This window comes from Mycobacterium sp. NTMscope_MAC_269, from assembly GCF_976985695.1.
Genome location: NZ_OZ335668.1, coordinates 2,276,831 through 2,291,484, shown reverse-complemented (window position 1 = coordinate 2,291,484; position 14,654 = coordinate 2,276,831). Strand labels below are relative to the sequence as shown.

Sequence of the window (14,654 nt, the reverse complement as noted above, 5' to 3'; positions counted from 1 at the left end):
GCCTCTCAGAGGAACTCGCGGCAAACAACCACGGCTAGGGACATGTCACGTGGATTCCGAATCGCACGTCGCGCACCCCACTCTGCCCGGGTGTGGTCGCCTGGCCGGTGCCGGTGATCGTGTAGCCCTTGCCGTCCTTGGTCGCCTGGACCTGCGTGGGTGAATTGGTTCCCTGATAGGGCAGCTGATACTGGCCGTTGTCGAGCTTGAGCGAAATCGCGAAGCCGTCGACGCTGGGCGGCCGTTCGTCCGAGACGGCCAGGGACACCGATGCCGCGTCGTCGTGCACGCTGATGCGGGTGGTGAGGTCTCCCGATTCCGGCGGCGACGCGTTCGGCTGGGCCGCCGAACTCGTGCAGTCGACCGCGGCGATCAGCGTGTGCTTGTTCCCGTCGATCATCACGGTCGTGCTCGTCAGCGCCGGCGTCGAACTCGTGGGGGCCGCCGGGTGACTGTCCTTGCCGGAACAGGCCGTGGCCCCCAGCGCCAGCACGCCGAGCGCGGCGGCGGCACGAGCGATCCACGGCCGAAGGTTTGTCATGTCGGTCCTCCGCTAGACGGTCATGAGGACTATAAACCCGCTCGCTACGGCCAGACCTCCCAGCTGATCATGCTGCGCAACGGCCCGGCGAACACGGGCCGCACGGCCATTGAACGCCAACGCTCTTCGATGAGGGGAGCCAGGGCGGCGACGGTTTTCAGCGGATCCTCGTCGAGGTAGATGACGCTGATGTATTGGTGATCGGTTCGCCAGCCCCGGGGCAGGTGGCTCCATCCGCCGCTGGACCCGAATGTCCACGCGCCGGCCGTGCCCGGTGTCGCGAGCAGCGCCGGATAGTGCTCGGCGTGCAGCCATTGCAGCCAGTCGTCCGGTCGGCCGTCGGTGGGCTCCTCGACGATCAGCACGATGCCGCGGTGCGGACGGAACGGCACCACCTCGGGCGAGACCAAAGCGTGCGGCGAGGACCGCCACTGCAGCAGGCGCAGGCCGGCCACTTGCAGCGACGGCCGCACGACGGGGAAGCGGCCGTTGTCGCGTAACGCGCGGCCGAGGGTGACGAAGTCTTCGAAGGTCTCTTCGACCGGGTCGGTGACCAGATACTGGACCGCGTTGCCGATCTCGCCCAGCGGGCCGTTCGCCGCGAGGCGGTGGTCGGTGTACTCGCCGTCGGCGATCCAGCGCAACCCGTTCACGATGCCGGGCAACTGGTATTGCTCGGGCATGTGATCGAGCAGGTGCCAGCGCAGATAGCCGTCATCGCCGGGCGGCGCCGCGGCGGTGAGGCTGAAAATTCCTGCCTGGACGCGCATTACGCGCCGCCGGTCGGGGGATGCAGTTCGGCGAGGGCTTGCAGGTTCTCCAGGTAATGCGACAGCGAGGTGTGGCGGAACGCGGCGCTGACGGTGGTCGCACCGTGCGCGGCCGTCTCGCCCACCAGGTCGCGGGTTCGCTCCGGCGCGCCGATCGGGTCCAGCAACGCGGACGTAGGCAGGACGACCTCGAAACCGGGCCCGAACTCGAAGCGGCCCAGCCACTCTCGCACCTGCGGCAGGCTCACGTTGAAGGGCGCCCAGCCGTCGGCCAGGGTGGCGGCGCGGCGCAGCGATCGCAGCGTTTGCCCCCCGATCCAGAGGGGCACGCGGTCTTGGGCCGCGCACGGGTCGACGACCATGCCGCCGAATGAGTAGAACTCGCCGTGGTATTCGGGTTCGGGTGCCGACAGCGCGGCGCGCAGCGCCCGCAGCGCGTCGTCGGCGCGCCGGCCGCGGTCGCCGAAGGGCGCGCCGAGCAGGTCGAACTCTTCCTTGAGGCTGCCCACACCGACGCCGAGGATCAGCCTGCCGCCACTGACCTGGTCCAGGGTGCCGTAGCGTTTGGCGATCTCGAGCGGATGGTGGTATCCGAGCACCAGTACGTTGGTGGCCAACCGGATTCGTCGCGTGCGCGCGGCCAGGTAGCCGAAGGTCGCCAGCGGATCCCAATAGCGGGTGCCGCGCCGTCCCGTCTCGGCCGCGGGCAGCGCCACGTGCTCGCTACACGTGAGGTGGTGATAGCCGAGCCGATCGGCGGCCTCGGCGACCTGCGCCAGGTCCTCGATGGTCGCGTTCTTCTCCCAGTCGCCGCTGCTCCGGGGGAACATCGTCACGACCGGGGTCGCCACCGACAGTTTGGCATGACCGCTCATCCCTGCATGTACCCTCCGGCGTCGACGGGGATCGATTGGCCGGTGATGGTGCGGCTTTCGTCGCTGGCAAGAAACAACGCCAGGTTCGCGATGTCCTCGGGGGAGGAGATATCTTGCAAGGCAACACCTTTGAGCTGCTTCGCGCGGACCGCTTCGGCGTCGATGCCTTGCTCGTCGGCGGTGCGCTGCACCCACTTGCGCCACAGGTCGGTGTCGATGGCCCCGGGCACGATGCAGTTGCACCGGATGCCGTGCGGGCCGACCTCGAGCGCGACGGCCTTGGTGAACGCCCGCAGTGACGCCTTGGCGGTGACGTAGTGCGTTTTGCGCACCATGCCGGAGTAGCTGACCGTGGAGGAGAAGTTCAGGATGACGCCGCGGCCGCGCTGCAACATCGATTGGTTGAGCACCTCGCGGGTGCACAGCATCGCGGCGGTGACGTCGATGGCGATGGTGTCGTTCCAGTTGTCGAGCGTCTGTTCCCAGATCCAGCGGTCCTGTCCCGGCGCGGCGGCGTTGTTGCACAGGATGTCGACGTGGCCGAACTCGTCGACCGCGCGGGCCACCATGGCCGCGACGTCGTCCTCGTCGGTCACGTCGGCGCGCATGGCGATGGCGCCGGGGCCGGCCGCCTGCGCGGCCGCGCGGACCAGCTCTTCGCGGCGCGCGGCCAGCAGCACCTTGGCACCCTCACGGACGAACAGCGCGCCCAGCACCGGCCCCAGGCCGGTGCTGGCCCCGGTGATGATCGCGACCTTGCCGTCCAGCCGGCCGGTCATAACGTGGTCTTCCCAGGATGATTCATGCCGGGGTAGATTCTAACAGTGCTCGAATCTGGGCCCGCTGCGAGTCGGGGAGTGTCGCGATGACGGCCGTGGTGCGCCGGCCCTACGGCGAACTCGACCGCGCCCGCGTGGTGGACGCCCTGCGTGACCTGGCCCGCCGCGTCGGCGTGCAGGGCGTGACAATGCGCGAGCTGGCGGCCGAACTCGGCGCCGCGGTGCCCTCGGTCTACTACCACGTGCCCGGCAAGCGGGCCGCCCTGGACCTGCTGGCCGAATCCGTGCTGGCCGACATCCCGGTCATCGAAACGGGGTCCTGGGACACCCGGCTGACCGAGCTCTACTGCGCGGCCCGCGACGTGATCCTGTCGGTGCCGGGCATTGCCGGCGTCCTGCAAACCGGCGGCGGCGGCGAATCGGCCCGCCGGCTCGACACGCTCAGCCGCTCGCTGCTCGCCGAGGCCGGCCTCACCAAAGCGGTTGCCGCGCCGGCCCACTCGGTGTTGTACACCTACCTGCTGGGCTCGGTGAGCCTGCAGGAGACGCGGCCCGTCGGGCATGGTAAACGCCAGGCCGCCAACCACTTTCGCGCGGGCCTCGAGGTGATCGTCGCCGGGATCAGGGCCTCGCTTCAGGAAGGATCGGTGTCGTCGTGAGTGTTGCCAAACCCACGCTGGTGAAATCCCTTGTTCCGGAGAACATGGACACCGCGGCCGACCGCGACGCGGCCGCCGTGCTGGATCCCGACGCCTTCGTCGGCGGCGCCCCGTACGACGCGATGGCGAGGCTGCGGGCCAGCTCTCCGGTGCACCCGGTGCAGCTGCCCGGGCTGCCCCGGGCGTGGCTGCTGACCAAACACGCCGACGTGCGGCTGGTCAGCCGCGACACGGACACCTTCAGCAGCAGCAAGGGCAACACACTGGTGGAGGCCGAGGCCGGGCCCAACTCGGCGATGCTGCCCGGCATCGATCCGCCCCGCCACGTCCACTTCCGCAAGCTGATCAACCAGGGCTTCACCGTCCGCAACGTCCAGCGCCTGGAACCGCGGATGCGGCAGGTGGCCCGCGAGATCGTCGCCGACATCACCGACAAGGGCGAATTCGACGCCGTGACGGACATTTCCGCCGAGATGTCGCTGCAGGTGATCGCCGACGTGCTCGGTGTTCCCGCGCAGGACCGCATGGATGTCTTCCGCTGGAGCAACGCCATCGGCAGCCTGGGCATCGAAGATCCCGACTACGCCCCCACACCGGAAGCTTTGGGCCAGGCCGCGGCCGAAATGTTCTCCTACTGTGGGGAATTGGTGGAGCATCGGCGCAAGCACGGCCTGACCGACGACATCTTGTCGGCGCTGCTCGCCGCGGAGGTCGACGGTGAAAAGCTCAACCGCGACCAGCTCAACGAGTTCTTCCTGTTGCTGGCGATCGCCGGCAACGAGACGACGCGCAACACGCTGACCCACGGCATCTTGGCGCTCGCCGAACACCCCGAGCAACAGGCGCTGCTCGCCCGCGACCCCGCGGCGATCAAGCCCGCGGTGGAAGAGCTGTTGCGCTGGGCGACCCCGGTGATGCACTTCCGGCGCACCGTGACCCGTGACGTCGAGATCCGCGGGCAGCGAATCCCTTCCGGCGACTGGGTGCTGATGCACTACCTGTCGGCCAACCGCGACGAGGACGTCTTCGACCTCGCGGACCGGTTCGACGTCACCCGCCCCGACGCCGGTCATGCCGCGTTCGGGGGCGGGGGAGTGCATTTCTGCCTCGGCGCGCAGCTGGCCCGGCTCGAGGTGCGCGTCATGCTCGAAGAGCTCTACCGCGACGTGCCTGGCCTGGCCGTCACCGGGCCGCCCGACCGGCTGCGCTCGTCGTTCTTCCACGGCATCAAAAGGCTGCCGTGCACAACGTGATTCAGCCGCGTTCCACCGGACGGGAGGGATCCGAGCTCCACTCCGACCATGAGCCGGGATACAACGCCGCCTCCCGGCCCATCGCCGCGAGTGCGGCGATCGCGACCGTGGCCGTCACCCCCGAGCCGCAGTAGGCGGCCACGGCGTCGTGACGCTCGATCCCGCGATCGGACAACAGCTGCGCAACCGCGTCGTCACCGAGGAAGGTCCCGTCGGCCGCCAGCACGGCGACGCTGGGCAGATTCGTGGCGCCGGGGATGTGTCCCGCGGCCGGATCGAGGGGTTCCACCTCACCGCGGTAGCGCTCCGGCGCGCGCGCATCGAGGAGCGTCACCGTCCCGTCGGCGACCCGCTCAGCCGTCAGCGTCGGTCGGCTCCCCACGTACAGATCATCATGCGGCACAGTCACATTGCCGGTGGCCGCGTCGACGGGCCCGGTCTCGAGGCCGTAGCCGGCCGATCGCCACGCGGCCAAACCGCCGTCGAGGATGCGGACGTTGCCCACTCCGGCTGCGGTCAGTACCCACCATGCGCGCGCGGAACCGGCCCGATTCCAGTCGTCGTAGGCCACCACCGGCGCGTCCTGCCGGACTCCCCAGCGCCGCGCGGCGGCCTGTACGTCGCGTCCCGACGGCAGGGGATGACGCCCCCGGCCGGAAACCGAGTGGTCGCTGAGCTCGTCGTCGAGCGAGACGTACACCGCGCCCGGAATGTGTCCCTCCAAATAGGCCGCGCGGCCGTCGGGTTCGTCGATCCGCCACCGCACGTCCAGGATGCTCACCGGATCGCCGGCCTCGATGATGTTCGCCAGCTCGGCGGCGGTGATCAACACCCGATCGCGTGCGCGCACCCGGATCCTCCTTGTAGTCTCCGTCGAGACTAGCGAGGATCGCCGGTGGCTATGCGGTCCGTTCGGAATCGCCGCTGTCGAAGGCCGGCGCGCCCATCGACGCGAGCATGCCGGTCGCCGCCCGATGCCAGGTGAAGTCCTCGGCGCGCCGCCGGGCGGAAATGCGGCGCTGCCCTTCGGGCCGGCCGACGATGGCGCTGACCGCCCGCGCGATGGCGGCCGGGTCGTTGTCGGCCGACGCGCCGCTGTCGGGCGTGACGATCTCGGTCAGCGCCGAGGTGCGGGAGACCACGGCCGGCGTGCCGCATGCCAGCGACTCCAGCGCGGCCAGCCCGAATGTCTCGTGCGGCCCCGGGGCCAGCGTCACGTCGGCCGAGGCCAGCAGCTGCGCCACGACGTCGCGATCGGAGATGAAGCCGGTGAAGTCGATCGGTAGCCGCGCGGCCTGGCGTTGCAGCCGGGCCCGCAGCGGGCCCTCGCCCACGACCACGAGCCGGGCGTCGACGCCGGCGTGGCACAACGCGCCGAGCGCGTCGATGCTGCGGTCGACGCGTTTTTCCACCGACAGTCGGCCGCAGTGGACCAGCAGCAGCTGTGTCGGCGCCGCCCAGCGCTCGCGCACCAGGTGCGAGTGGCGGCGTGGGTGGAACGTCTGCAGATCCACGCCCAGCGGGACGGTGACGGTGTTGCCGGCGCCGATCCGGTCGAATTCCTCGCGTGCGAAACCGGTGGTGCACACGATCGTGTCGTAGGTCGCGGCGGTGCGTGCGTTGGCCATGTCGGCGAACTTGCGCGCGGCTCGGCCCGGAAGTACCTGGCCCACAAGGCGATCCAGGCGTTCATGGGAGATCATCAACGTGGTGGCGCCGTGGTCGCGGCCCCACCGGCCCAGTGACCGCAGCGTGAGCCGGTCCGACACCTCCAGCGCGTCGGGCCGCAACGCTGTCAGGAGAGCCTTGACGGGACCCGGCATCACCGCTCGGTAGCCGCCGGTGAATGGAATAAGCCTGGCGGGCAGGGTAATTCGCACCACCCCGGTGTAGAGCTGGATGCGCTCGGTGCGCTGTCCGGGCACGATCAAGAAGACCTCGTGTCCGCTGGCGCAATATTCGGCGCCCAGCCGGTCGATCGCGGTGCGAAGGCCGCCGGAGCGGGGGCCGTAGAAATTGGCGACCTGGACAACGCGCATAACGCGAGGACATCCGGTGCGCGTGTGCAGGCCTCAATGCCGAACCGACGCCCGCCTGAACAGTCCGTGAATTTCGCTTGCGGGCGGGGCTATTTGCTCGCCGGCGGTTCGAACCAACGGCGCAACGCCGCGCGCAGGGCCTCTTGGCGAGTCGCGCCGAATTCGTCGGCCGCCCATGCCACATAGCCGTCCGGCCGGATCAGCAGCGCCGCGGCGGGGCGTTCAGCGACGCTCGCGGTGACGACGTCGACGCGCTCGGCCCACCCTTGCGCCGCGGCCGCTTGGAAGCCGCCGCCGAGGTCGAGCAGGACGGGGCGGCCCTCATGGAGCAATTCGGCCACCCGTCGGCCGTCATCGAGCGTCAGGTCGGGAACGAGGTGGCCCGACAGCGGGTGGTCGTCGCCCACGTCGTACCGCACGTCGGAGCCGGCCAGGAGTGCCGCCATGTGTCGTTGCGTGTCCGGGAAGGTGAAGAGCTCGCCCAACAGCGTTCGCAGCGCGGCGACTTCGGGTCCCGGCGCCATGAGCGCGATCTGGGACAGCGAGTGCATCATGACACGCTGGCCGACCGGGTGCCGCTCGGACTGGTAGGTGTCGAGCAACCCGGCCGGCGCCGTCCCGTTGATCTCGGCGGCCAGCTTCCAGCCCAAGTTCATGGTGTCCTGCAGCCCCAGGTTCAGGCCCGGGCCGCCCATCGCGCTGTGTACGTGCGCGGCGTCGCCGAGCAGCAGCACCCGGCCGTCGCGGTAGCGCTCCGCGTGCCGCGTGTTCTGCCCGTTGATGCGCCGAAGCGCGTGCGGCCCCGGTCCTTTCGGCTCCTCGAACGGCACGTCGACGCCCAGCACGCGGCGAGTGCTCTCGCGCAGCTCGGACAGACTCATCGGCACCTCGTCGACCGGCGGGCTGAACTCGATGGTCCCGAGCAGCGCGCGGCCCGGCTCGAACTCGGCGTAGACCATGCCGCCCCGATCAAAGCGGCTGTGCCCGAAGCGGAGCGGACCGAATCCGGGAATCTCGATGCCGGCGATGTCCGGGCGGCGGTACTTGTCGGGGATGTCCACGTGGGCGAGGCGAGCGACCATCGCCGAGGTGGTTCCGGGGAAGTCGATGCCTAGGGATTTGCGCACCAGGCTGCGCCCGCCGTCGGCGCCGACGGCGTAGCCGGCGGCGAGGGCGTAGTCGCGTTCGGGCGACGAGACCGTCAGCGCAACGGATTCCGCCCCCGGCGCGATCCCGACGAGCTCGTGGCCCCAGCGCACGTCCACGCCGAGGTCGCGGGCCCGCTTCTCGAGCAGCCGCACCAGCCGGGGCTGGGGCATGAGCATCGCATACATCGGGTTGTCGCGCCCGTCGGAGAAGATGAGCGGCATCGCCGCGAACATCCAGCCGGGGCTCGGGCGGGGCGGCGCCTCGTCACCGGTGAAGCCCTGATACATGCCGCGCATGTCGAGCATCCGAACGACTTGCCCGACAAGGCCGTTGGCCTTCGGCTCGGAGCTGGGGCCCGGCAGAGTATCCAGCACGACGGGCCTGATGCCGGCCAGCGCGAGCTCGCAGGCCAGCATCAGCCCGTTGGGTCCTGCCCCGGCGATGACGACGTCGGTTTGTTCGTCAGCCATGAGCCGCCTTCTTTCTGGTGGGTTCCGGTAGCCCCGCCTCGACGGCGGCGAAGCCCGACCGGATCAGCGTGGTGATCGCCACCGGGGGATCGGCCCACGCGTAGGCGTCCGCCGCCGCGTCGCCGACGGCCTTCACGACCGCCATGACCAATCTCGGGTACAGGTCGTGCTCGGGGTCGGTGCCGGTGCGTTCGGCGATCGCGTGGAGGAAGTCGTCGAAAAGGTTCTGCGGCACCGAGTTTCGCACCTGTGGCTGCATCAGCAGCTTGCGCACCTCGACGAGCTCCTGGCGGCTGGGTGCCCGGTTCTCCTCGCCGTAGATGTCGCCGAAGTCGTCCTCCAAGGGTTCCAGCACGGCGCGGGTGATCGCCGTCCACAGCGGTTCGTCGGCCGGGCGCTCGCGTAGCAGGGCGACGCTGCGGCGCAGGCGTTCGGCCTGCCGGTAGGCCAGCGCCTCGTATTTGCCGCTGAAGTAGTTGGTGAACGTGCGCAGTGAAACGCCGGCCATGGTGGCGACGTCTTCGCGCGTCACGTTGTCCAGTCCGCGCTCGAACGCCAGGCGCAGCGCGGCATCACTGAGCGCCCGCCGCGTGTCGGCCTTTTTGCGTTCGCGCAGTCCGCTCACAGGTGCCACCGTACGCAAAACATGCCCGGCAGGCAATATTGCCCTTCGGGCAACTTTCACGTGGCGCGGCGGTCGCGGTCGCTTACGCCGGTCGAGTGTGCACTGAGGGCTTTCAGAGTTAAGCCACGGCGGCGACACGCCGAGAAAGCCCGCCAAGGTTTCACTCGCAATGCCCAGGATTCACACTCGACGCCCGGCGTTGGCGACGCATGCCACGCGCACGCGAAAGTCCCTAGCGCGCGCCCCAATCCCACCGCGGCGTCGATGATCAGCGTCTGGCCGCTGACGCGCGTTTCGCCCCAGTGCTTGTACAGCTCGATCTCGATCGCCTGCCCATCGGCGGCCTCCAAGGCCGGCGCCGTGTCCAGGAACTCCAGCAGCGACCGCGAATGCGTGACGACCACGACCTGGGTCTTCGCGGCGGTGGTGCGGATCAGCGACGCCAGCGGCGCCACCAGGTCGGGATGCAGCGAGGTCTCCGGTTCGTTGAGCACCATCAGCGAGGGCGGTTGCGGGCTGAGCAGCGCGGCGGCCCACAGCAGGAAACGCAGTGTGCCATCGGACAATTCGGCCGCGCGCAACGCGCGCAGCATGCCGCGCTGTCGCAGCTGAAGATCGAACAGCCCGTCGTGGATGGCCACCGAGAGGGTCGCGCCGTCGAACGCCTCGGCGACCGCGCGGCTGAGGTCGTCGAACCCCGCTTCGAGGATCGTCTGGATCGCGGCCGCGAGGTCGCTGCCGTCGTCGGAGAGCACCGGGGTACGGGTGCCGACCTGCGGGTGCCGCGCGGGCGCCCCGTCGTCGACCCGGAAGCCGTCGTAGAAGCGCCACCCGCGCAGTCGTTCTCGCACCGCGGCCAACTCGGGAAGCGCATGCGGGTGGGCGTATTCGGCCAGCACGCTGTGATAGGACGGCAGCGATCGGGACAGCTCGTCAAAACCGCGGCCGTCTGCCGCGCTGGCCTCGGCGAACACCCGCGACCGGCGCACCAGCGTCGTGCTGGGCCGCAGCACCGGGCCGGCGAACAACAGCTCCCGTTTGATCTCCGGATCGCGGGCGAACACCGACTTCCCGGCGGACTGGGGGATGCCAAGATCCACCAGGTAACCGAAATCGTCGGCGGCGAAGCCCATTTCGAGCGACGCCGGCCGGGTGCGCACGGTGCCCTCGGTCTTGCCGGTGCGCCGAGCACCGGCCACCTGCTCGGGGCCGGCCCACAGCACCGATTGCAGCCCGCCCTCGCGGGCGAGCGACCCGATCACCTCGCCGCGCCCGCAATCGGCCAGCAACCGTAGCGCGCGATACAGCGACGACTTGCCGGATCCGTTGGCGCCGGTGATCACCGACAGCGGGCCCAGCGGCAGGATCACCTCGCGCAGCGAGCGATATCCGCGGATAGCGACGGTCTGCAGCATGGGCCGACTGTACGGTCGGCCACCGACGCGCCCCTATTCGTCCTCGTCGCCGTCGTCGACGGCCGCGGCGAGGAGCTGCACTTCCTCGAGATCCATCTCGTTCTGCAACTCGCGCAGCACGATGTCGTCGATCAGGTTCTGGTTGCGCAGCGCGGTGATTTCCCGGCGCTTGTGTTCGAGCACGCCCAGGCGCACCTGGCGGACCTTCTCGCGGCCCTTGAGGAGGCGGTGGTCGGTCGAGCCGTCCTCGGTGGCCAGGACCAGGGCGGCCTTTTCCTCGTATTCGGTTTGCAGCCGCCGGCGCAGGTCGTCGCTGATGCCGACCTCGTCGGCGACCGCGGGCAGGGCGGCCAGGGCGGCTTGGGACCCGCGGCACCGAGCCAATTGCAGTTCCTCGGCGTGGGTGGCGTCCTCGGGCATCTTCGCCCAGCGGACGACGGCCGGCAGGGTGCTGCCCTGGACCAGGACGGTCACCATGATGACGACGGTCACGATGAAGATCAGCAGACTGCGGTCGGGGAACGGCGCGCCGCTCAGCGTCGTCATCGGCACGGCCACCGCGGCGGCGAGCGACACCGCCCCGCGGAACCCCGCCCAGACGGTGACGAAGCGCTGGCGCCAGTTGACCCGGCGTTCGCGTTGCACCTGCCGTCGGTCGATCAGCCGGATCAGCAGCGTGGTGATCTCGCCCCAGAAGATGCGCGACACGATCACGACGGCAGTGACCACCAGCGCGACAAACAGGGCGTGGCGAATTCCGCCGTCGACGCCGGCGATGCCGCGCAGCGCGCCCGGGATCTGGACACCGACGAACACCCACAGCGAGCCGTTGAGCAGGAAGGTCGCGATGTCCCAGAACGCCGAGGACTGCAGTCGCGAGCGGGCCCGGATCACCACGGGCCCGGCGTAGGCCAGCACCAGCGCCGACACCATCACCGCGACCACTCCGCTGCACTCCATCGACTGGGCGAGCAGGAAGGCTGCGAACGGCGTCACCAGGCTCAACGCCCCCTCCTCCTGGGGCGCGTCGATTCGCTTGCGCAGCAGCGTCACCGCGCCGCCGACCAGCAGCCCGGCGGCGATCCCGCCGAGGTAGGAGCCGATGAACCGGGCGGTCACCTCGGGCGGGCTGATCGCGGCCCCGCCGATCGCGACGTGGACGCTGACGGCGAACAGGACCAGGGCGGTGCCGTCGTTGATGAGACTCTCGGCCTTGAGCACGGTCAGCGAGCGGCGCGGCAACTTCTTCGCGAGACCGGCCACCGCGGCCGCGTCGGTGGGCGACAGCACCGCGCCCAGGACGCCGGCCGCGTGCGGATTCATGCCCAGCGCCCGGGCCGTCCACGACACCGCCACCGCGGTCGCGATCACCAGGGCGACGCTGAGGAACACGATGATGCGCGCGTTGGCCCGGATCTCGCGGAAGCTGGTGTTCAGGCCCTCCCAGTACAGGATGGCGGGCAGGAACAGCAGCAACACGATCTCGCCGTTGACCCGCACGTGACCGAAATGGGGGACCAGGCCCAGCAGCACGCCCATCAGGATGAGCAGTACCGGGGGGCCCACGCGATAGCGCCGGCCGATGACCGTGCCCACGATGACGGTGGACACCAGGGCGACGATCAGTTCGAGGCCAAACACCAGCCCATCCTGCCGTACGCAGGGTTCATCGCGTCGTCGCCTATGTTCGGTCTGGTACTAGGCTCCGGAGTCGGAATTGAAGGGGGATCTGGTGAAGGTCAGGCTGCTGGCAACAGTCGCCGTGCTCGTGATGTCGACCGTGGTGGGCTGTCACTTTGCGTCCAGGAATCCGCCGTCGACCAAGACTCTCCAGGTCCCCATGACCGAGGTGCTGACGCAGAGCGAGATCAGCCAGAGCATCACCCTCGACGTCGGCAACACGTTGGTCGTGGAGTTGGGGTCGAACTACACCACGCCCTATCGGTGGACGCCCGACACCAAGATCGGCGACTCGGCGATCATCAGGCAGCTCAGTCACGAGTTCGTGCCGCCGGCCTCCGACGCGCTGGGGGCGCCGGGCACCGAGACGTGGACGTTCGTGGCCATGCGACCGGGGACCACCACTATCGTCGCGACGTACACCAGCTTCGTGGAGAAAAGCGCCAAACCGGGGTGTGTCTACACCCTGAACGTGACCGTGCGCTAAGTCCTTGCGGCGGTTGCCGTTACGCGACGGCCACCTGGCGCTGCCGCGCATAGATTTCGGCGAGGAATTGCTCGACGGCCACCGCGGTGTGCGCGGCGCGCACCGAGCCGAAGATGTCGAAAGCGTGCTGGGTGTAGGGCAATTCGGCGTACACAACCGGCTGGGCGCTTTTCTGGCGCAGCTTTTCGACGAAGGTGCGCGCCTGTTCGACGTAGGCCAGCGAGTCGTTGCGGCCGTGCAAGACGAAGAACGGGGGAGCGTCGGGGTGGACGTGGTTGACCGGTGATGCGGCTTCGAATGTCTGCCGGTGGGTCGCGGGCTTTTGTTTGATGATCGACTTGATCAACAGCCCCGGCATCATCGGGTGCAGCGTCTTGTCGAAGCGGGTGAAGTCGTAGATGCCGTAGAACGGGACGGCCGCCTGCACGCGGGTATCGACGTCCTCGAAGCCGGGCTGGAATTGCGGGTCGTTGGGGGTGAGCGCGGCCAACGACGAGAGGTGGCCCCCGGCCGAACCGCCGGTGATGGCGATGAAGTCGGGGTCGCCGCCGTACTCGGCGATGTGTTGTTTGACCCAGGCGAGGGCGCGCTTGACGTCGACGATGTGGTCGGGCCAGGTGTTGCGCGGGCTGTGCCGGTAGTTGATCGCCACGCAGATCCAGCCGAGCTCGGCGAGGTGGCTCATCAACGGATGGGCTTGTCCGCGTTTGTTTCCCGTCGTCCAGGCGCCGCCGGGGATCTGGAACAGGACCGGGGCCTTGCCGGCCGGGTCGAGGTCGGGGCGTCGCCAGATGTCGAGGTGGTTGGCGCCGCCGAATTCGCCGTAGCTGATGTTGGAGTCGTGGGCGTAGTCGCGGTAGATCCGAAGCATCCGCAGCAGTCCCGGTGTCTTGGCGGTGCCGCCGCCGGACGGGCGGCGCCACAGGCTGGCCGACTCGGTCAGCCGGTCAGGTCCCAGCCCGCCGTCCAGCGCCTCGGTCAGCGGCACGTTGGCGCGATGGCCCGCGCGGGACAGGTTCAGCAGGCCCACCGCCGAGAGACCGGCGACCAGCCAGGCCGCGATGCGCACGGGCCGCGTCAGGCGTCGTGCCGTCAGGGCCAGGCCGCCGAGCTGGCTGATCAATGTCTGCAGCGGCAATTCGGTGACGGCGAGCCCGACCATCCAGGAGTACAGCGACGGGTAGCCGCCGCGCGCGAGCGGGCGGTAGGCGTTGAGCGTGGACGCCGCGGTCACCGCGGTGACCACCAGCGAGCCGATCTGCCGGGTGAGGTGGATGATTCGAGCTGTCCGCATTGCCTCACCTTACGAAACGTCTGGTTTTCAATAGCGCCGGTGCTAGCGGATTTGGGAAGGCGGTAATGGTCTGAAGAGAGGGCGGTCCGGTCGCACCGGTCGCGGCCGCGCGGTTCCGACGCCCCCGCCAGCCCGGTCCCGGCGCCCGCGCAGGCCTGGTCCCGACACCCGCCCACGCCAAGGTCCCGCCGCCCGCCCAGCTCTCCGGGTGGGGATATGTGACTCGCCGATTTAATAGCGCCCGTGCTATCAACCCGGCGTGAACCACTACACCTACCGCGTCGCCTGGTCACGGCACTACGACCGATACGACGCGTCGTGCGTCGAGTTGCCGTTCATGCGGCGCGAGGGCCGCACGGCACCGGAGGCGATGGTCGAGATCGAGGAGGCCGTCGACCGGCATGTCCAGGCCATGCTGGCGTGCGGCGAAACGCCACCGCTCGCGATGGCGGACCGAAACTACAGCGGCACGATCGTCGTCCGAACGTCCCCGGAGCTGCATGGCCGCCTGGCCGTGGAAGCCGCCGAGCAGGGAGTGTCGATGAACCAGTGGGTCGTTCAGAAACTCGCCGGGCGGCGCCCCAGCGACACGTTCGGCCTGTCCGGGTGGGACTAGCG

The 14,654-nt window shown here is 69.4% G+C and carries 14 protein-coding genes and 1 pseudogene; 4 read left to right on the top strand and 11 right to left on the bottom strand.

What is annotated here, in order from left to right; all coding sequences use genetic code 11:
• Positions 1 to 34: 34 nt before the first annotated feature.
• The 4 genes from ACZ50Z_RS10785 to ACZ50Z_RS10770 are packed head-to-tail and all read right to left on the bottom strand — an operon-like array spanning position 35 to position 2,965.
• Entirely contained in the window at positions 35 to 541 is a 507-nt protein-coding gene (locus ACZ50Z_RS10785) for a lipoprotein LpqH (RefSeq protein WP_464483540.1), read from the bottom strand.
• Positions 542 to 585: 44 nt separating this feature from the next.
• Positions 586 to 1,311 (bottom strand): hypothetical protein, encoded by a 726-nt coding sequence (locus ACZ50Z_RS10780; protein WP_464483539.1) that lies wholly within the window; start codon positions 1,309 to 1,311, stop codon positions 586 to 588.
• Entirely contained in the window at positions 1,311 to 2,186 is an 876-nt protein-coding gene (locus ACZ50Z_RS10775) for an LLM class F420-dependent oxidoreductase (protein ID WP_464483538.1), read from the bottom strand. The genes ACZ50Z_RS10780 and ACZ50Z_RS10775 overlap by 1 nt, the downstream gene beginning before the upstream one ends.
• Complete coding sequence (locus ACZ50Z_RS10770) at positions 2,183 to 2,965, bottom strand: SDR family NAD(P)-dependent oxidoreductase (protein ID WP_464483537.1); 783 nt, start codon at positions 2,963 to 2,965, stop codon at positions 2,183 to 2,185. The genes ACZ50Z_RS10775 and ACZ50Z_RS10770 overlap by 4 nt, the downstream gene beginning before the upstream one ends.
• 86 nt (positions 2,966 to 3,051) lie before the next feature.
• On the opposite strand from ACZ50Z_RS10770, the gene ACZ50Z_RS10765 reads away from it, so the two are divergent.
• Positions 3,052 to 3,624 carry a TetR/AcrR family transcriptional regulator C-terminal domain-containing protein gene (locus ACZ50Z_RS10765; RefSeq protein WP_464483536.1) on the top strand — a complete coding sequence of 191 codons (573 nt, stop codon included), beginning with the start codon at positions 3,052 to 3,054 and terminating at the stop codon, positions 3,622 to 3,624.
• Positions 3,621 to 4,877, top strand: coding sequence for a cytochrome P450 (locus ACZ50Z_RS10760; protein WP_464483535.1), 1,257 nt, complete (start codon positions 3,621 to 3,623; stop codon positions 4,875 to 4,877). Before ACZ50Z_RS10765 ends, ACZ50Z_RS10760 begins: the two co-directional genes overlap by 4 nt.
• A 1-nt stretch (position 4,878) precedes the next feature.
• Here ACZ50Z_RS10760 and ACZ50Z_RS10755 read toward each other — a convergent pair whose 3' ends face one another.
• The 6 genes and pseudogenes from ACZ50Z_RS10755 to ACZ50Z_RS10730 form a co-directional block, all read right to left on the bottom strand.
• Positions 4,879 to 5,727, bottom strand: coding sequence for a sulfurtransferase (locus ACZ50Z_RS10755; protein ID WP_464483534.1), 849 nt, complete (start codon positions 5,725 to 5,727; stop codon positions 4,879 to 4,881).
• Positions 5,728 to 5,776: 49 nt separating this feature from the next.
• The gene (locus ACZ50Z_RS10750; RefSeq protein ID WP_464483533.1) at positions 5,777 to 6,916 is read right to left on the bottom strand and encodes a glycosyltransferase; all 1,140 of its coding nucleotides are present in this window, start codon (positions 6,914 to 6,916) and stop codon (positions 5,777 to 5,779) included.
• An 89-nt stretch (positions 6,917 to 7,005) separates the two neighbouring features.
• The gene (locus ACZ50Z_RS10745; RefSeq protein ID WP_464483532.1) at positions 7,006 to 8,535 is read right to left on the bottom strand and encodes an FAD-dependent monooxygenase; all 1,530 of its coding nucleotides are present in this window, start codon (positions 8,533 to 8,535) and stop codon (positions 7,006 to 7,008) included.
• Positions 8,528 to 9,160 carry a TetR/AcrR family transcriptional regulator gene (locus ACZ50Z_RS10740; RefSeq protein ID WP_464483531.1) on the bottom strand — a complete coding sequence of 211 codons (633 nt, stop codon included), beginning with the start codon at positions 9,158 to 9,160 and terminating at the stop codon, positions 8,528 to 8,530. Before ACZ50Z_RS10740 ends, ACZ50Z_RS10745 begins: the two co-directional genes overlap by 8 nt.
• Positions 9,161 to 9,392: 232 nt before the next feature.
• Positions 9,393 to 10,575 (bottom strand): annotated as a pseudogene (locus ACZ50Z_RS10735) (AAA family ATPase).
• Positions 10,576 to 10,608: 33 nt separating this feature from the next.
• The gene (locus tag ACZ50Z_RS10730) at positions 10,609 to 12,216 is read right to left on the bottom strand and encodes a Na+/H+ antiporter (protein ID WP_464483530.1); all 1,608 of its coding nucleotides are present in this window, start codon (positions 12,214 to 12,216) and stop codon (positions 10,609 to 10,611) included.
• Between the two features lie 91 nt (positions 12,217 to 12,307).
• Here ACZ50Z_RS10730 and ACZ50Z_RS10725 point away from each other — a divergent pair, with 91 nt between their 5' ends.
• Positions 12,308 to 12,742 (top strand): protease inhibitor I42 family protein, encoded by a 435-nt coding sequence (locus ACZ50Z_RS10725; RefSeq protein ID WP_464483529.1) that lies wholly within the window; start codon positions 12,308 to 12,310, stop codon positions 12,740 to 12,742.
• Positions 12,743 to 12,761: 19 nt separating this feature from the next.
• Here ACZ50Z_RS10725 and ACZ50Z_RS10720 read toward each other — a convergent pair whose 3' ends face one another.
• Positions 12,762 to 14,036, bottom strand: coding sequence for an alpha/beta hydrolase fold domain-containing protein (locus ACZ50Z_RS10720; protein WP_464483528.1), 1,275 nt, complete (start codon positions 14,034 to 14,036; stop codon positions 12,762 to 12,764).
• A 259-nt stretch (positions 14,037 to 14,295) separates the two neighbouring features.
• Here ACZ50Z_RS10720 and ACZ50Z_RS10715 point away from each other — a divergent pair, with 259 nt between their 5' ends.
• Complete coding sequence (locus ACZ50Z_RS10715) at positions 14,296 to 14,652, top strand: type II toxin-antitoxin system HicB family antitoxin (protein WP_464483527.1); 357 nt, start codon at positions 14,296 to 14,298, stop codon at positions 14,650 to 14,652.
• Positions 14,653 to 14,654: the final 2 nt, after the last annotated feature.

Excerpts from the sequence above, each read along its gene's own strand:
- ACZ50Z_RS10785 (WP_464483540.1), bottom strand. The coding sequence starts at position 541 with ATGACAAACCTTCGGCCGTGGATCGCTCGTGCCGCCGCCGCGCTCGGC.
- ACZ50Z_RS10780 (WP_464483539.1), bottom strand. The coding sequence starts at position 1,311 with ATGCGCGTCCAGGCAGGAATTTTCAGCCTCACCGCCGCGGCGCCGCCC.
- ACZ50Z_RS10775 (WP_464483538.1), bottom strand. The coding sequence starts at position 2,186 with ATGAGCGGTCATGCCAAACTGTCGGTGGCGACCCCGGTCGTGACGATG.
- ACZ50Z_RS10770 (WP_464483537.1), bottom strand. The coding sequence starts at position 2,965 with ATGACCGGCCGGCTGGACGGCAAGGTCGCGATCATCACCGGGGCCAGC.
- ACZ50Z_RS10765 (WP_464483536.1), top strand. The coding sequence starts at position 3,052 with ATGACGGCCGTGGTGCGCCGGCCCTACGGCGAACTCGACCGCGCCCGC.
- ACZ50Z_RS10750 (WP_464483533.1), bottom strand. The coding sequence starts at position 6,916 with ATGCGCGTTGTCCAGGTCGCCAATTTCTACGGCCCCCGCTCCGGCGGC.
- ACZ50Z_RS10745 (WP_464483532.1), bottom strand. The coding sequence starts at position 8,535 with ATGGCTGACGAACAAACCGACGTCGTCATCGCCGGGGCAGGACCCAAC.
- ACZ50Z_RS10720 (WP_464483528.1), bottom strand. The coding sequence starts at position 14,036 with ATGCGGACAGCTCGAATCATCCACCTCACCCGGCAGATCGGCTCGCTG.